The following is a 15,459-nucleotide window of genomic DNA, read 5'->3' as shown; positions in this document are numbered from 1 at the left end:
TCAGTTGAACGACTGCCTGAATTCGAGGGGTGAAAGGCTGGTTTTGGTCTTGAACAACTTGCTGAACGACTGCGGATGTTCGAAACCCAACGCATAGGCAATCTCACTGACCGACAAATCCGTTACGGACAACTTCTCTTTGGCTTTCTCGATCAGTGTGTCGTGAATGTGCTGCTGGGTGGTTTGCCCGGTCAGCACTTTCAGCAGGCTGCTCAGGTACGTCGGCGAGACATTGAGCGCTTCGGCCACGTACGCGACGCTCGGCAGGCCTTGTTGCAGCAAGGCTTCGTTGTTGAAATACTCGGCCAGCAGCGTTTCGAGCCGATTCAGGATCTGGTGATTGGTAATTTTGCGCGTAATAAACTGCCGCTGATAAAACCGCTCTGCATAGGCCAACAGCACTTCCAGGTGCGCAATGATGATGTTCTGACTGAACATGTCGATGCTGGCCCGGTACTCCTGCTCGATGTTCCGGATAACATCGAGCAGAGTCGCTTCTTCTTTTTCGGACAAAAACAACGCTTCATGCACCGCGTAGTCGAAATACTCGTACTGCTTGATTTTCCCGGCCAATGAGGTATTCCAGAGGAAATCAGGATGGATGAGCACCATCCACCCTGATTGTCTTCGCTCCGAATTCTTGTCACGCAAAATCCGAAACACCTGGCCGGGCGAAATAAAGAACAGGACGCCTTCGTCAAAATCGTATTCCTGCTGGCCGTATTTGATTTTGGCGTTGAAGTTCCGTTTTAACGCAATGGAATAAAAATCAAACACCAGGTTGGTTTCGTCGTCCGGCGATTGCCGGACGGTTTCCAGGTTGATCACGCTGATCAGCGGATGCTCCGGTTTGGGCAAGCCCCGGAACTGGTGGTACTCGCTGATCGTCTTGATCCGATACGGTCGTGTGGTTGCCATGTGACAAGATACCTATTTTTGGTCAAAGGCGCTGGCAAATTCCCGGGCAAAATCGACCATCTTAACCTTCCCCATCACCGACGGCCGGTTTTGAACGTAATCTTCGGCCAGTAAACCGCTGTACAGGCTGGCGTACATCTCCACCATTCCGGCGGCCACCCCCGGATTCATGCCAATCCCCAGCAAATGATTCAGCGCCTGCTCATCGGAAACCAGCACCCATTTCAAGTCCGGTTTTCCGAGAGCTTCTCCCAAAATCCGGGCGGTTTCGTGGCCGGTCAGTTCTTCGCTGGCAATGTACCGAACGTTTCGACCTTCCAATGGGGTTTCCAGTTCTTCAGCAACTACAGCCGCAATGTCGACGGGCGACACCCAGGGGATCATCCGGTCGGCTCCGTAATTGACCGTAATGGCGCCCTGCTGTTTGATCATTCCGACGTAGCTGTACAAATTGTAATAGAAAGCCGTGGGGCGCAGGTGTGTGATGGCAACTTCAGCCGGAAGCTCGTTCAGGATGCCTTCCACGTTATGCGCACCGATCAAAATACCCGACCCTTTTTCCAGATGCGCGCCAAACGTACTGAGGTTCACCACACGCCGGACGCCCGACTGCGCAATGGCCCGGGCGTAATTCTGCCCGATTCGGCGAAAATACGCCAGCAGATCAAGGCTGGGATCGAAATAGTTGGCGGGTGGCACCATCGTGTACACGGCATCGGCTCCGGCAAAGGTGCGCGTCAAAAAATCCGCATCTTCCAGCGTGCCGATGGCGGCTGTTGCGCCCAGGACTTCAATGACTGCTTGTTTCTCAGGATTGCTGCTGACGACCGTAACCGCATGGCCTTTTTGCACTAATTTCTGGGTAAGTGGCTGGCTGATATGCCCTAACGAACCCGTGACAATAATCTTCATGGTGCTGTTTTTTTAGTTTCTGCAAAGCTCGTCAGACCCTAAAAAACAGCTGTAGTCGAATCTGTGGTTCTTGTAGTCGAAATTAGGAGTACCCCGGTTTTCTAGCTATAATGGTTGATTCAGTCTACGGTTTTACCACTTTCGTCCGCTGCACGGTTTTCCCTTCCTCATCCTGAATCAGCACGAAAAACAGCCCACTCGACAAGGTGCTGACATCCAGCATGCCCGAATAACCGGTTGTTGTGCGACTCAAAACCGCCGAGCGCAGCACCAGTCCCCGCACATCGACCAGCACACTGCGGTACGTCCGGCTTTTGACCGACTCCGGCACGAACAAAACCGTCACCTGCCGCGACGCCGGATTGGGCGACACCACCAGTTTCGCGCCGGAAACCAGGGGCGGATTGACCACCGTAATCACATCCAGTTGGATTTCGGCCGACACCAGTTCGGCGCAACCGTTGACGTTGGCCCGCACCGCATACCGCCCCGACTGCGTGGCGGTGTACGTTTGCTGCGTCGCTCCCGTAATCGGCAAGCCGTTCAGCAGCCACTGATTGCCGATGGTTGCGCTGGACTTGAGCGTGTACCCATCGCGCGTAATCACGGGCACCTGCGGATCGTTGAGCGTCACGACCATAGCCGCTGACGTCACCGCCGGACATTCACCCGCTACCCGAACACTGTACGACCCGGCCGCCGAAACCGTCAGCGTGGAGGACGTGGCACCCGAAACCGCCTGTCCGTCGCGGTACCATTGGTAGCTATAACCGGCCACTTCCTGCGCCCGCAGAACCACCTCGCTGCCCCGGCAAATGGCGGTTGCACCATCCGGCGTAATCGTTGCCACCACGGCCGAACCCGGTTTTGGCGTCACGGCCACCCGTTCGGTCGTGGGGCAACCGCTGGCTTTCACCCGCAGGTTGTAGAGGTAATAATAAGCATTCGTCAGGGTGTCGCTGTTAAAAACCGCCCCGCGCAAACTGACCACGCCCGGAAGCTGGAACGGAAAACCGCTGACGCCGGCATTGCTTCGGAAAATGCTCGCGCCATCTTCGTATTCAATGGCAATTTTATACTGCCCCGGTTCGGGAATCGACAGGTTCAGGAGGTATTCGGCCCCCGGATCAGTCGGGTCGTCGGACTGCTGGCCGGAAGGCGGATTACCCGCCGGGGTGTTCGGGTCACGGGTCGCCATCACGTCGAGGCTGACGCTGGAAACCGCCGTTCCGTTTAGCCGCTGAACCGTGAAGATAATCCGTCCCGGACTGCCGATGTACAGCCGGGCGCTTTCCAGCACCAGCGGCACCTGGGTGGTAATCAGGGGTTGCGGACCAAAGTTGCCCGAGTAGGTGCCTCCGCCGAAGGCCTGTTTGTTCGCAGGTCCAACGGTTCCGGCAAACTGGTTCAGGGCGGCATAGTAGGTTCCGCTGGCCGGTCGTCGGAAGGCCGTCGTCTGATTTCCGGCCCCGACCAGATTGCCGCCAGTCGGAGCGTCGTACCAGAACGCCGTACCCGCGCCGGTATTTCGCAACGAAACGACGCTTGTATCGCAGGACGAAACCGAGAAGTTGCCCGCTTCGATGGAGGCCGCAGCCGCCGTCAGAATATTGACCAACTCATCATTCTCGGTATTCTGGTCGGTCGTCAGGCGGGTTTGCGCCGTGAAGCGGTAGGCTGTGGCCGCACTGAAGGATGCCGGGCCGCGTAGCACCAGTTGCGCTTCTTTCGACGGCCCCAGCGTGGCCCGGAGCGTGTCGCGCAGGCTGGCCACCACCGAGCCGAAGGGAGCCGCCACCTGCACGCCCACCGGAATATTGCGCTGTTCCGCCGACCCATAATTCCGAATCGTAACGGCCACCTGAACCTCGGATGATGCGCAAAAACCGTTCTGTGGCGCTTGCAGTATGCTTACACCTACATCGTTCTGCGGTCGTTCGAAACGCACCAGATAGTCCTGGGTTTCGCCGTTTGCGTAATTCCCACAGGCCAAAACCACCCCGGCGTCGCCGGTTTCGACCGCGACAATCCGCAGCCGGGTGAATTGCCCGTTGGTTAATCCGGTCGGAACCGTTACCGTAGCCGAGAAGGTCGCCGGGCTTGTCAGAGCAGCCGAAGTTGCCACCAATTCGTTGTCGTCGTCAAAATCTCCGTCCAGGTTCCAGTCGATGAAGGCCTTGGTGATGGCCGGGCGATTTTCGCCACAACTGCCCAGCGTCACCGTCAGCGGCACCTGCTGCCCGACCGACACGGCGGTGGTATGGTTCATAAGATCGGTATAGGCCTGACAACCGCTGCCCCCGGCCTGATCGATGCTCCCGAAACGAACGCGGTCGATGTTCACCGGCCCCGCCGTGCTGGCCGCCGAAGTACAGTAAGTATTGCCGCCAACGCCACTGACGATCAGCGCAAAATCCTGCTTCCCGTTCTGGAGCGTATTTTTGTGCGAAATGGTCAGCGTGTACGTCTTGCCGGGAATGGCGTCAGCGATCAGAATCTGCTCTACGTTGTCGCGGATGTTGTCGCCACGCGTCGCCGGATTCGCCGGGTTGTTAGGGTCAAGCACCCAGGGCAATACCGTCTGTAAACCGTCGGTCAGCCGAATGTCCAGGTCGTTGACCAGCCGGGGGCTGCGGTTGTTCAGGTTGGCCACCGAGGCCGTCAGCGCGGTGGCTTCCGGGTCCGTCCAGCAAATGGTGACCACCAGCGGCCCGCGCCCGGATGCGACGAGTTGCAGCGTCTGGCGGTCGCCCTGATTCAGCGTCCGTTCTTCCAGAAGGTGGCTTTTGTCGGTATTGCCGATCACACGGGCGGCTTTTTCGGCATTCAGCAATCCCCAGCCAAACCGGTAATCGGGGCCGGGCGAGTCTCCGGCTTCGTCGGTCGTGTGCAGGGCCAAGCCTTTCAAGGTCGACGAACGCATGAGTTGCCCGTTATGAATCTGGGCGTAATATTCCTGCAAGAGCAGCAGCGAACCCGAAACGTTCGGAGCCGCCATCGACGTCCCCGAAAGCGTCGTGTAGGCGTTATCGCTGGCCGAACCCGTCGACAACACGCTGACGCCGACGCCCACCAGGTCCGGTTTGATACGCCCGTCGTCGGTGGGTCCCCAGGAACTGAAACTCGCCAACCGAACGTCCGCAGGCTGCGCATACTCCGTCGGAATGCTACTGACAGCACCCACCGACAGAATATTCTTCGCATTGCAATCCGTCGAAATCTGGTCGTAGCCGTTTTGATTGTTTCGGGCGGTTTGGCTGGTGGTGTTGCTGTTGCCCATCCAGTAAGAAACACCAGCGCCCGGTCCGTTCTGTCCGTGCGTATTGCCTGCCGATTTGACCAGCAAATAATACGGAGCCGCTACAGCAATGCGATCCCAGTTGCGGGCGCCGTTGCCATAAATCCCGAATTTATAATCTTCCGTTGCGCTGATGGTCGTATCGCCCCACCACTCCCATTTCGTGTCGCCCGGGCGGTCGGAGTCGAATACCCAACCAGCCTGAATGTTATAGGAATGATTGGAAACCAACAGGTTAGCCGCAGCAGATGCTACTTCGGCATTATCGTTTTCAAAATCGTAGGCTTTCAGGTTAGCCCCGTAGGCCATGCCCCGTGCCCGCTCGTTGATGCCCTGACTCATCATGATTCCCGCTACGTGCGTCGGGTGATTGGCAGTACCCGGAACGCTGTCCACCTGCGTCACGCGACCGATCAGTTCCGCGTGGGTCAAGCGCACCCGGCCACCGTCCCAGATGCCGAGTTTATCGCGCACTGCCGGGCTGGCTCCCGACAGGGAAAGGCCCAGTACACCACCCAAATACAGCGCAGCGGTGCGGGTTGTCGTTCCGGCGCGGGTCGCGCTGGTGGTTGCGTTGAACAGCAGGTTCCCCCGCTCATCGATATCGTCCAACACCACCACGGTCCCGTCGGAGCGCGTACGCCGGAGCGGAATGTTCCGACTTCGGGCGATCTCGACGGCCCGCAGGTACGACAGTCGGCGGTTTTGCTGAAAATCCCGGCTGAGCCGGTTTAGCGTGGTGCGTTGCTGTGCGTTGACCAACGGTTTTTGCGCCTGCGCCACCACCGCCAGTCCCAGCAACAAACCCACACAAAGAGAAAGGAAACGTATGGACATAAAAAAAGCGAACCGAAACAAGTTATTAAAACTGTTCCGATTCGCCCGTTGTTAGAACGGTTTTTTACGCCGTTTCGTGTATTAAACCGCTTTTTGAGCGGAAAGCGTTACGTCTTTTACTTTTTTCGTCGTGCCACTCGACACTTCAACCCGGTAGGTACCGTTTACGGCATCTTTCAGACCAAAGTGGATGGTGTTTCCGTCTCCCAATTGTTCGCTGGCAATCACTTCGCCGTTCAGTTTTGACAACCGGACGGTAACCGGTTGATCATCAACCCGGTTTACAACGACAGTCACGTTGGCTTTCGGAGCCGACTGTCCCGCCAGTGAGCCCAGCAAAGATTGAGGAGTAACAGCGTCTACGACACAAATCAAAATAAAGCCCATTCCAAGGGCAATTAACGAAGCTTTCAGTGTGGTGTTCATCTTGTTATTTGTTTACAGTGGTAATTCGTTTTATCAAACTGTTCAACAAAGTAACTATTAAAAGACCAGATTTGGTTCTCCACCTTTAATGCCCTGGCTTTCAGTGCAATTTTCGTTTCAACACTTTACAAAAATTGCACTTATTAAAACCAAATAATATTCTGAAATGAATTCTGAAAGATTACTTTAATTTTTTGAGATGCCGTTTCCTCAAGAATGAGAAATATTTGAAAAATTCAAAAGTTCTTTATATAGTACAATTTTATTCTTAAAGAAAACGAGCTATTCCACGGCATTTAAGCATTTTAATGAGTTTATTCACAAGCTATATGCAATTTTCAGGACGTAATTAGGAGCGTATGGAGGAGCGCATCTTTCGCCCAAATTTTTTACTCCTTCATACAATTCTTAAACGGAAAACAGGAAGCAGTTTTGTAAAATGGCGCAACCGGGTAACGTCGCGTAATGAGCATAAAAAAGCGGTGTAGGAAAACCTACACCGCTTCGGTCGTTGCCGGTTGTGTCGGAACCGGAACCGGTTGTTTTGAAGGGGGAATATATCGCCGGAAAAAACTGCCGACTTTCATCTGAAGGACACCAAAAACCGCTTCCTTGAAAATACCGGTCGACATTTTGGAGACGCCTTTGGTCCGGTCGGTGAAAATAATCGGCACCTCTGTCATCCGGTAACCGTATTTCCAGGCCAGAAACTTCATTTCAATCTGAAAGGCATAGCCAACAAACCGAATATTATTTTGCAGAATGGCCTTCAAAACCTCCTGGCCATAACAGATAAAACCGGCCGTGGGGTCCATGATCGGCATGCCGGTGATAAACCGCACGTACACCCCGGCGAAGTACGACATCAGCACCCGGCCCATCGGCCAGTTGACGACGTTGACGCCCGTAATGTACCGCGACCCGATAGCGACATCGTTCCCGCCGTTGACGCAGGCGTTGTACAGCCGCACCAGATCATCCGGGTTATGCGAAAAATCGGCGTCCATCTCACAGACATAGCTATATCCTTCGCTCAACGCCCAGCGGAAACTGGCAATGTAGGCCGTCCCCAGCCCCAGCTTGCCTTTCCGTTCCAGCAAGTGGAGCCGTTGCGGCAACCCATCGGTTGCAAACTCCTGCTGTAATTCCTTGACTCGCCGGGCAGTTCCGTCCGGTGAGCCATCGTCGACGATCAGCACATCGAGGGGCGCGGGCAGGCTCAATACCTTGCGAATAACCGCTTCGATGTTTTCAATTTCATTGTAGGTCGGAATGACCACCAAACAGTCCTTCAAAATAAATCGGGTTATGGGTTATTTCTATTGAAATAACCAAAAAAAGGCCAATTTTATACAAGTTACGTCTTAAAATTTGTTAAAACCGTTCAGCGATCTTCGATTCCGACAGGCGTTGGGCCAGTTCGCGGCCTTTTCGAATGCAGTCCGAAAGACTCGTGCCGTGGTACCAGTTGGCACACACAAAAACTCCGTCGGATTCCAGCGTCGGAATCTGTTTGTTAACCGGCACAACTCGGGCGTCGTACTGCGGAATGGCCCGTTCCCAGCGGGTCAGCCACTGCCGCACCGGTTTTTCAGCCCGAATTCCAAACGCCTGACTCAGCTCCTGATGCACCCGCTGCCGAACCACCTCATCAGGCTGCCGGGCATTCGCGGCTCCCTGACTGCCGCCCACCAGACTGGTAAACAGCACTTCATCCGCCGGGCAACGTGCGTCGAAAACCGAACTGTTCCAGATGTGACCTGCCACAAACCGGCCTTCCAGACGCGGATTCAGGCCCCCAAACCCGTTGAGCGCATGGTGTACACCGGCCCGCTTGTAGACCGAATGAACGGCAATCATGGGCGGGTACTCGACCTGGTGAAGCAAAGCCGCCGTGTCTGGCCAGGTCGGTTCGAGCAGGTTGGCAGCGGTCGCCGTATCGCAGGCCAGCACCACGGCATCGGCCGCGTACGAACCGCTCCGGGCTTCGACCTGCCAGCCGGTTTCGGTTTTAGTCAGCCGGTCGACGGCATCGTTCAGGTGAACGTGCTTCAACGGAGCCAGCAGCGTTTTGGGCAAGGTTTGCAGCCCGTTCCGGAACGTAAACGACTGCCGACGCGCCCCGCCCGCGTTTTTGATGAACCCTTTCAGCACCGAACCGTACTCTTTTTCATAGTCGAGCAAAACCGGGAACGTTTCCGAAACCAGCAGCCGGTCGGGGTCGCCCGCGTAAATACCCGCTACAAACGGTGCCAGGGCGTATTCGACGATTTCGGGTGAAAACCGCCGACGGAAAAACTCGCTGAGTGTCTCGCCGGGGGGCGAAACCGACTGGACGGAACGTTCTTTCCAGAGCGCGTTTTTGGTTTCCCAGCTAAAAAAAGAACTGAACAGCAGCGATAGCGGCCCAGTGGGGAGTTGCTGGTACGCGCCGTTGCGGTAAATAAACCGGGCCTTGCTGACGGGCTTGGCAAAGCTGATTTCCGGCGTCAGGCCGAGTTGGTCGAGCCAGTTGAGCAAATCGGCATCGCCCAGCAGCGAGTTGGGTCCGAGTTCGATCAGGTAATCGCCTTCGCGCCGGGACCGCATCAGGCCGCCCGGTTCGCTGCCCCGGTCGAAAATCCGGCACGGCATGTTGCGTTGCTGAAGTTCGTACGCCAGCGTCAGGCCCGAAATCCCTGCTCCGATGATGGCAATCATTTCTTCAAACGTTTGAGGGCATTCGGTAACTTTGTTTTCGCCACTCCGCTGCTATCCCCCGGTTTTTTACGTTTTTCCAATTCTTCCGTCACCAACTTATAAATGTCGGCCAGTTGCTGGGGGTCTGCTGCGTAGTAGGTGTAACTTTTGTTGTAAACCGCCGTGTCGACCTGGTATTTTTTGTAAATCTGACGTTCCAGATGTTTGTAAATCAGCGTGTTTGTATCCTGCGAAATCCGGTTGAGCTTTGTTACCCGGGCTTCGGCCAGGTGGATTTCCGTCAGGATCTGCGCCATTTTAGGCTTGGGAATCAGGTCGGCGGGCGCTTCCGTCGTGGGCTTTTGGCAAGCCAGCAGAAGCCCCATCAGCGCCCATATGCCCAGTCGTCGAAACAGGCTGTACGGTTGCGCGTGCATTTTCGTTATTTTTGTCAAAACTGGCATTGGGTTACAAATGTCGGGAATCCTACTCTTAATACCACGCGCCCGGAGACAGCGATTCGTCAGAAAGCCGTTTTTAGTCGTGTGAACGAGCAAAATTTACGATGCACGAGTTTTTGGCCCGCCTTTATCAGTTTGAAATTCGGATCCGGAAAGCCGTCAATTCCCAGATGCGCGGCAGTTTCCGGTCTATTTTCAAAGGTTCCGGACTGGAATTCAGCGATTTGCGAACGTACCAATACGGTGATGACGTGCGGGCTATCGACTGGAACGTGTCGTCGAAAGGCCACGGCACGTTCGTCAAAATTTTCCGGGAAGAAAAAGACCAGACGGTTTTTTTCCTGATCGACGTGAGTGCGTCGCAGGAAATTGGCACGGCCACCCGTTCGAAACTCGATACGACCCGCGAAGTGTGCGGGGTGCTGGCGCTGTCGGCCATCAAGGAAGCCAGCCACGTCGGGATGTATTGTTTTTCGGATCAGAAAGAAAAATACCTGAAACCGTCGAACAGCATGAAACACGGGTATCAGTTGATTGTCAATTTGTTCAAACTAAAACCGGAGTCCGTACGCACGAACCTGGCCGATGCGCTGCTGTTTACGCTAAACGTGCTGAAACGCCGGAGTGTGGTATTTTTGGTGTCGGATTTCATCGATTCGGGCTACGAACACAACCTGAAAGCCCTCGCCCGCAAGCACGATCTGGTGGTGATTCATATGTACGACCAGCGGGAAACTAACCTGCCCCGGCTGGGCATCATTCCGGTGTACGATACCGAAAGCCGCCGAACGGTTTGGATCAATACCTCTTCGCCAAGTTTTCGGAACGGCATCAAGCAGACATTCCGGCAAAGTAAACAACAGTTGGAACGCTTCTGTAAACAATATAACGCCGATTACGTAGCGCTTGATTCGCAGGCGGATTACGTGCCGCAACTCATTGACCTGTTCCGCATTCGTAAAACCCGATGAATGGTATGATAGGAACACGGATTGAACAGATTGAACGGATTAGAACGGAAAAAATCTGTTTTGATCCGTTCAATCGTGCGACGACCCGGCCGCATTCCTATCTAATTTCGTTCCGCCAACGGTTCATTATTCGCTATTTATTATTCATTATTCATTATTCACTCTTAACTTCTTTAAATGCCCAGACGCCGAAAGGCATTTTCCTGACCGATACCATCGAGATCGGCAAACCGTTTCAGTATGCGCTGAGCATTCGGCACCGAGCCAGCGTCGATGTGCTGTTTCCGGATACGGCCCGGCATTTTGTGCCGTTTCTGGTGCGGGATATTTCGATCTTTTCGACAAAAACCGATGCAAGAGGTAGTCTGGACAGTTCCGTGTACACCTTGATTTCGTTCGAAACCAGGCCAATCCAGACGCTGCAAGTACCGATTACGCTGCTGCGAACGCCCACCGACTGCACCGTCGTGTGTTCGAACGTGGATACGGTCCGGCTGCGCGAACGGATTCAGACGTCACGGCCCGACACGCTCCGGCTTTCGACCCACACGCAGGTGGTTGCCCTGAAACAGCAGATGAATTATCCGTTGCTGATGGTGATTGTCATGGGTTTTTGCGCACTCACCGGATTGCTGTTTCTGTTCTTTGGCCGTACCATCCGAACCCGTATCCGGCAATACCAGTTTTACCGGCAATACCTCAATTTTCAGCGGGCTTTCGAGCGGCTGACGCGCGATATTGGCCCCGAAACCGCCCACGACGATGCCGGACGGGCCGTGATTATCTGGAAAAAATACATGGAACGGCTGGAGCGAAAACCGTTTACCTCGCTGACAACCCGCGAGATTGTGGAACTGGTGCAGGACGATCGACTGGCCGACGCGCTGAAAGAAATTGATGGGGTCATTTACGGGAGTATGTATTCCGACCGTACCCAGCAATCGCTCCGCATTCTGAGCGAGGTAGCTGACCGCGCCTATCGCCGACGGAGCGTGCAAATTCAGGCAACGGAAGAAGCCATCACAACTTGATCGAGAACAAATGGAGTGGTTTTCATACGAATGGTTCACCGTCTCAACGGTTCGCCAGTTTACCTGGGCACATCCGATTTATCTGTATGCCATTCCGGCCATTCTGCTCTTATTCGGACTCCGGGCCTTGCTGTCGGGCCGGTCACGGCAACGACTAAGTGTGGCTCTGAATCGTACCGAACTCCAGCCGACGCTGGTCGGGAGTCTGCGGTATTTGTTGCCGGTAAGTCTTTTTATCGCCATGGCGCTTATTTTGATGGCGCTGGCCCGGCCGCAGTTGATCCGGGAAGAAACCGAACGCGTGGCCGAAGGCATCGACCTGATGCTGGCGATCGACATTTCGTCGTCGATGACCGAAACCGACCTGAAACCCAACCGCCTGGAAGCTGCCAAGCGCGTGGCCCGGGCCTTCGTGAAAAGCCGCCGAAACGACCGCATCGGGCTGGTGATTTTTGCCGGAGAAGCCTACTCGCTGTGTCCATTGACCACCGACCACGAGCTGCTGAACGGGTATCTGAACGACCTAGACGACAGCATGATCAAAACCTCCGGCACGGCCATCGGCAGCGCTCTGGCGGTTTGTATCAACCGGATGCGCGAATCGACGGTGAAAAGCAAGGTAACCATTCTGCTCAGCGACGGCGACAACACGGCGGGTAACCTCGACCCGGTGACGGTGGCCCGGCTGGCAAAAGCGTTCAACATCCGGATTTATACCGTTGCCATCGGAAAACCGCCCCGGCCCAGTGTCCCGGCGACGATCTCGACGGTCACGATGGACGAAGGCGTCCTGACGACCATTGCCAACATCGGCAGCGGCAGTTTTTTCCGGGCGGGCGATGCTCCCCGGTTGCAGGCGGTTTTCAACGAAATCGACCGGCTGGAAAAAGCGCCCGTCAAAACCATTGTCTACAAGGACATTAAAGATTTTTATCGGGTTTACCTGTACTGGGCCATCGTGTTCCTGCTGCTGACATTGCTGTTGAAAAGCACGATTTTTGGCAATATATTGGAAGATTGAAAAACGGAGAAGAGACATAAGACATTGATTTCTTAGGTTTAAACACCCCCAACCCCCTAAAGGGGAGCACGAACCTGTAATTTTAAAACTCTCCTTTAGGGGTCGGGGTAAAACAATGCTACATTCCTATTACAACATCAACGCCATTGAAGCGGGGCTGGACGAAGTTGGACGGGGCTGCTTGGCTGGGCCGGTGGTGGCGGCTGCGGTTATTCTGCCCAAAGATTACACGCACCCCATTCTGAACGACTCGAAGCAACTGACCCGGTTTCAGCGCGAACAACTCCGGGCCGAATTGCAGCGCGAGGCCCTGGCCTGGGCCGTGGCCGAGGTGTCGGCGGAGGAAATCGACCGGATTAACATTCTGAAAGCCAGCTTCCTGGCGATGCACCGGGCATTGGATACGATCATGCATCAACCGGACGGCCCAAAACCGGATCATCTGCTCGTGGACGGCAACCGGTTTGTGCCGTACCCGATGATACCGCACACCTGCATCGTGAAAGGCGACACCAAGTTTCTGTCCATTGCGGCCGCGTCGGTGCTGGCCAAAACCTACCGCGATGAGTTGATGGAAAAGTTGTCGCTGGAGTTTCCGCACTACGGCTGGGCGCAAAATGTCGGTTACCCCACATCGCTGCACCGCCGGGCCATTCAGGAACACGGGCCGTGCCGCTGGCACCGGCGGAGTTTTCGGCTGGTGTAAAAGTTTCAAAACCGGTTTACAACGCTTTCCAGTCTGGCGGAATCTTGTTGGTAGCTTCCTTATCCCGAGACTATTATGAAAAAGATCTCCCTGCTGTATCTTTTGCTTCTGGTAACGGCCTGCAATCGGAAGAATGAAGACGCCATTCTGTCTCGCGGCCAGTCTATTCGTCTGATTCGACACGATTATTATGCGGACCCAACCAAACCCGCTACCGTTGAATCCATGCACTACGTCTATGACCAGAATAACCGTATTCAGGAAATCATCAGCAATCGACCCAACGGCAGTCTGGACAGTAAACTGGTTTTTCGCTGGCTTAATCCGACAACGCTCCGGGTTGAGCAGTATTACACCAATCCGCCCTGGTCATCGACCCGCGTTTCCGATCTGCCGCTAAAAATGTATTCCTACAGTGAAGCGGTTTATAACGCAGATACAACCATCCGGGAGCGAAAAAACTACCTCATCATCAATGATAAAAGTGATTTTAGATCGACTACCCGATTTACCTACGATACCCAAAAAAGAATCAGCCGGAAAGACATCTACAATGCCACCAATCAACTGACTTCGTCAGCCACTTTTACCTACGATAATCGGGGCAATCTGATTCAAGATTCGGGGAGTTCAGTTATTTATGAGTACGATACCGCACCCAATCCCTATAAACCCGTTCGGGTCGATACTGAGATTAGCTGGTTTATAAGCTCGAACAACATCGTCGGCATCCGGTCGATGAATCCGACGACCGGCAAAGAAGAAGAACAGCGTTTCCGCTACGAATACCGGGCCGATGGCTATCCGATCCGGATGATCTACCCTGACGGACGAAAAGAGGAGTTTGTGTATAATCAGTAGTACCCACGGACCGCCGGGCGGCCCGTGGGTACTTAACGAGGGCGTTTGTAGAGGGGCACGGTACTGCACGGTTCGCCGAACATGATGCTCTGGGCAACGGGCCGCAACCGGCGCGCCACCTCAACATAGGCCGCCGTTGGAACCGGTACCTTGCTGCAGCCTTTTACCACCACGCGGGCGTCGCGGTAGTCTTCTATGTTGATGCGGGCAATGGCGTCGAAATAAAGCTTTTCTTCCAGATCCTCAAGCGAGCCGAACACGATCAGGTGGGCGTGCGGTTCCAAATAGAGCGTCAGCAGCATATACGCCCAGGTCGGCACGATGGCGTCCTCCGAACAGGTGATGGCGACGTTTTTTCCAGCATACTGGCTCCAATCGTGGGCTTTCAGAAACTCCCGGAAGTCTTTTTCTTTCAGAATCAAACCCATAAACAGGTTGTCTTTCAAATCATACACAACCCGTTCACCAGCGTGGTAGTAATCTTCCAGATCCAGCGTGACCAGGCCACTTTTGGCCACCCGATTGACAATTTCTTGAGTTTCCATAATAAATCACACGGACTAAAGTCCGTAGGTACTACCCGCTAAACAACCAATTTCCTGGGCTTGGTTCCCACGAAATCTTTCAGGTAATACGGCTCAAAATTCACCACATCCTCAAACCGGTTTTCCTGAAAAGCCACAGCCGCCAGTTGACCCACGGTTTTAGCCGAAGGCTGAACGACCTGTGCCGGAAAAACCGCATTCGGCTGGTGTGCCAGTACCGCCCGGCACTTGGTCGCGCCATTGCCAAAAAAGACCACGGGCCGTTCGGCCAGCAAGTCCGCAAACGACTGCTCATCAACGATCTCGGCGGCCGTCGGCATTATGACCTGCCCCGCCGTATTGTAGACGGCGCAATAGACTTCCATCCGCCGGGCGTCGAGCATGGGGCAGAGGGCGTAGGGCATCGGGTAAAACGGGCGGATTTGCGCCGTCATCGCTTCGAGCGTATCGAGCGCCAGGAGTGGTTTATCGAGCGCAAAACACAAGCCTTTGGCCGTTGATACACCAATCCGCAAACCGGTGTACGAGCCCGGACCTTTCGCTACGGCAATCGCATCCAGCTCCGCCAACTGATGGCCGCCGTGCTGCACCGCCTGCTGAATCAGGGTCGTCAGCAAACCCGACGATGATTTTTCAGTAAATAACTCGTAACAAGCCACCAATTCGCCATCGCGATGCAACGCCACGGAGCAAACGGTGGTGGAAGTATCCAGGGAGAGAATGAGAGACATAATTGAGTGAAGAGTGAAGAGTGAAGAGTGAAGAGTTGGCTGACGCATTCACTAGTCGCAGC

The 15,459-nt window shown here is 54.7% G+C and carries 14 protein-coding genes; 5 read left to right on the top strand and 9 right to left on the bottom strand.

Features of this window, described 5'->3' with window-relative positions:
- The 7 genes from ACO2Q8_RS05495 to ACO2Q8_RS05465 all read right to left on the bottom strand — a co-directional run bounded on the left by ACO2Q8_RS05495 (nt 1) and on the right by ACO2Q8_RS05465 (nt 9,534).
- Entirely contained in the window at nt 1-918 is a 918-nt protein-coding gene (locus tag ACO2Q8_RS05495) for a helix-turn-helix domain-containing protein (RefSeq protein WP_423343788.1), read from the bottom strand.
- Nucleotides 919-930: 12 nt separating this feature from the next.
- Nucleotides 931-1,830 (bottom strand): NAD(P)H-binding protein, encoded by a 900-nt coding sequence (locus ACO2Q8_RS05490; protein WP_423343787.1) that lies wholly within the window; start codon nt 1,828-1,830, stop codon nt 931-933.
- 124 nt (nt 1,831-1,954) lie between these two features.
- On the bottom strand, nt 1,955-5,965 hold the full coding sequence (locus ACO2Q8_RS05485; RefSeq protein WP_423343786.1) for a S8 family serine peptidase: 4,011 nt from the start codon (nt 5,963-5,965) through the stop codon (nt 1,955-1,957).
- Nucleotides 5,966-6,046: 81 nt separating this feature from the next.
- Entirely contained in the window at nt 6,047-6,391 is a 345-nt protein-coding gene (locus ACO2Q8_RS05480; RefSeq protein ID WP_423343785.1) for a hypothetical protein, read from the bottom strand.
- Between the two features lie 494 nt (nt 6,392-6,885).
- A complete protein-coding gene (locus ACO2Q8_RS05475) occupies nt 6,886-7,686 on the bottom strand; it encodes a polyprenol monophosphomannose synthase (RefSeq protein WP_423343784.1) in 801 nt (266 codons plus the stop codon).
- 79 nt (nt 7,687-7,765) lie between these two features.
- Nucleotides 7,766-9,091 (bottom strand): protoporphyrinogen oxidase, encoded by a 1,326-nt coding sequence (gene hemG / locus ACO2Q8_RS05470; protein ID WP_423343783.1) that lies wholly within the window; start codon nt 9,089-9,091, stop codon nt 7,766-7,768.
- Nucleotides 9,088-9,534, bottom strand: coding sequence for a DUF4296 domain-containing protein (locus ACO2Q8_RS05465; RefSeq protein ID WP_423343782.1), 447 nt, complete (start codon nt 9,532-9,534; stop codon nt 9,088-9,090). Before ACO2Q8_RS05465 ends, hemG begins: the two co-directional genes overlap by 4 nt.
- A 101-nt stretch (nt 9,535-9,635) precedes the next feature.
- Between ACO2Q8_RS05465 and ACO2Q8_RS05460 the strand changes: the two genes are divergently transcribed.
- The 5 genes from ACO2Q8_RS05460 (at nt 9,636) to ACO2Q8_RS05440 (ending at nt 14,121) form a co-directional block, all read left to right on the top strand.
- Nucleotides 9,636-10,502 carry a DUF58 domain-containing protein gene (locus ACO2Q8_RS05460; RefSeq protein WP_423343781.1) on the top strand — a complete coding sequence of 289 codons (867 nt, stop codon included), beginning with the start codon at nt 9,636-9,638 and terminating at the stop codon, nt 10,500-10,502.
- A gap of 5 nt (nt 10,503-10,507) precedes the next feature.
- The gene (locus ACO2Q8_RS05455) at nt 10,508-11,533 is read left to right on the top strand and encodes a hypothetical protein (protein ID WP_423343780.1); all 1,026 of its coding nucleotides are present in this window, start codon (nt 10,508-10,510) and stop codon (nt 11,531-11,533) included.
- A gap of 10 nt (nt 11,534-11,543) precedes the next feature.
- Nucleotides 11,544-12,554 carry a VWA domain-containing protein gene (locus ACO2Q8_RS05450; RefSeq protein ID WP_423343779.1) on the top strand — a complete coding sequence of 337 codons (1,011 nt, stop codon included), beginning with the start codon at nt 11,544-11,546 and terminating at the stop codon, nt 12,552-12,554.
- Nucleotides 12,555-12,669: 115 nt separating this feature from the next.
- The gene (locus ACO2Q8_RS05445; RefSeq protein WP_423343778.1) at nt 12,670-13,260 is read left to right on the top strand and encodes a ribonuclease HII; all 591 of its coding nucleotides are present in this window, start codon (nt 12,670-12,672) and stop codon (nt 13,258-13,260) included.
- Between the two features lie 75 nt (nt 13,261-13,335).
- On the top strand, nt 13,336-14,121 hold the full coding sequence (locus ACO2Q8_RS05440) for a hypothetical protein (protein WP_423343777.1): 786 nt from the start codon (nt 13,336-13,338) through the stop codon (nt 14,119-14,121).
- A 32-nt stretch (nt 14,122-14,153) separates the two neighbouring features.
- On the opposite strand, the gene ACO2Q8_RS05435 is transcribed toward ACO2Q8_RS05440, so the two are convergent.
- Both ACO2Q8_RS05435 and tsaB read right to left on the bottom strand, forming a co-directional pair.
- Nucleotides 14,154-14,666, bottom strand: a complete 513-nt coding sequence (locus ACO2Q8_RS05435; protein WP_423343776.1) for a DUF2480 family protein — start codon at nt 14,664-14,666, stop codon at nt 14,154-14,156.
- A 38-nt stretch (nt 14,667-14,704) separates the two neighbouring features.
- Nucleotides 14,705-15,397, bottom strand: a complete 693-nt coding sequence (gene tsaB, locus ACO2Q8_RS05430) for a tRNA (adenosine(37)-N6)-threonylcarbamoyltransferase complex dimerization subunit type 1 TsaB (RefSeq protein WP_423343775.1) — start codon at nt 15,395-15,397, stop codon at nt 14,705-14,707.
- Nucleotides 15,398-15,459: the final 62 nt, after the last annotated feature.

It is taken from the genome of Larkinella sp. VNQ87 (assembly GCF_049445795.1).
Classification (GTDB): Bacteria; Bacteroidota; Bacteroidia; order Cytophagales; family Spirosomataceae; genus Larkinella.
The sequence above is the reverse complement of the archived record's forward strand: the minus strand, read 5'-3'. Positions and strand labels throughout refer to the sequence as shown.

Excerpts from the sequence above, each read along its gene's own strand:
- ACO2Q8_RS05490 (WP_423343787.1), bottom strand. The coding sequence starts at position 1,830 with ATGAAGATTATTGTCACGGGTTCGTTAGGGCATATCAGCCAGCCACTT.
- ACO2Q8_RS05440 (WP_423343777.1), top strand. The coding sequence starts at position 13,336 with ATGAAAAAGATCTCCCTGCTGTATCTTTTGCTTCTGGTAACGGCCTGC.
- ACO2Q8_RS05445 (WP_423343778.1), top strand. The coding sequence starts at position 12,670 with ATGCTACATTCCTATTACAACATCAACGCCATTGAAGCGGGGCTGGAC.
- ACO2Q8_RS05455 (WP_423343780.1), top strand. The coding sequence starts at position 10,508 with ATGATAGGAACACGGATTGAACAGATTGAACGGATTAGAACGGAAAAA.
- ACO2Q8_RS05485 (WP_423343786.1), bottom strand. The coding sequence starts at position 5,965 with ATGTCCATACGTTTCCTTTCTCTTTGTGTGGGTTTGTTGCTGGGACTG.
- ACO2Q8_RS05450 (WP_423343779.1), top strand. The coding sequence starts at position 11,544 with ATGGAGTGGTTTTCATACGAATGGTTCACCGTCTCAACGGTTCGCCAG.
- hemG (WP_423343783.1), bottom strand. The coding sequence starts at position 9,091 with ATGATTGCCATCATCGGAGCAGGGATTTCGGGCCTGACGCTGGCGTAC.
- ACO2Q8_RS05435 (WP_423343776.1), bottom strand. The coding sequence starts at position 14,666 with ATGGAAACTCAAGAAATTGTCAATCGGGTGGCCAAAAGTGGCCTGGTC.
- tsaB (WP_423343775.1), bottom strand. The coding sequence starts at position 15,397 with ATGTCTCTCATTCTCTCCCTGGATACTTCCACCACCGTTTGCTCCGTG.
- ACO2Q8_RS05465 (WP_423343782.1), bottom strand. The coding sequence starts at position 9,534 with ATGCCAGTTTTGACAAAAATAACGAAAATGCACGCGCAACCGTACAGC.
- ACO2Q8_RS05460 (WP_423343781.1), top strand. The coding sequence starts at position 9,636 with ATGCACGAGTTTTTGGCCCGCCTTTATCAGTTTGAAATTCGGATCCGG.
- ACO2Q8_RS05495 (WP_423343788.1), bottom strand. The coding sequence starts at position 918 with ATGGCAACCACACGACCGTATCGGATCAAGACGATCAGCGAGTACCAC.
- ACO2Q8_RS05480 (WP_423343785.1), bottom strand. The coding sequence starts at position 6,391 with ATGAACACCACACTGAAAGCTTCGTTAATTGCCCTTGGAATGGGCTTT.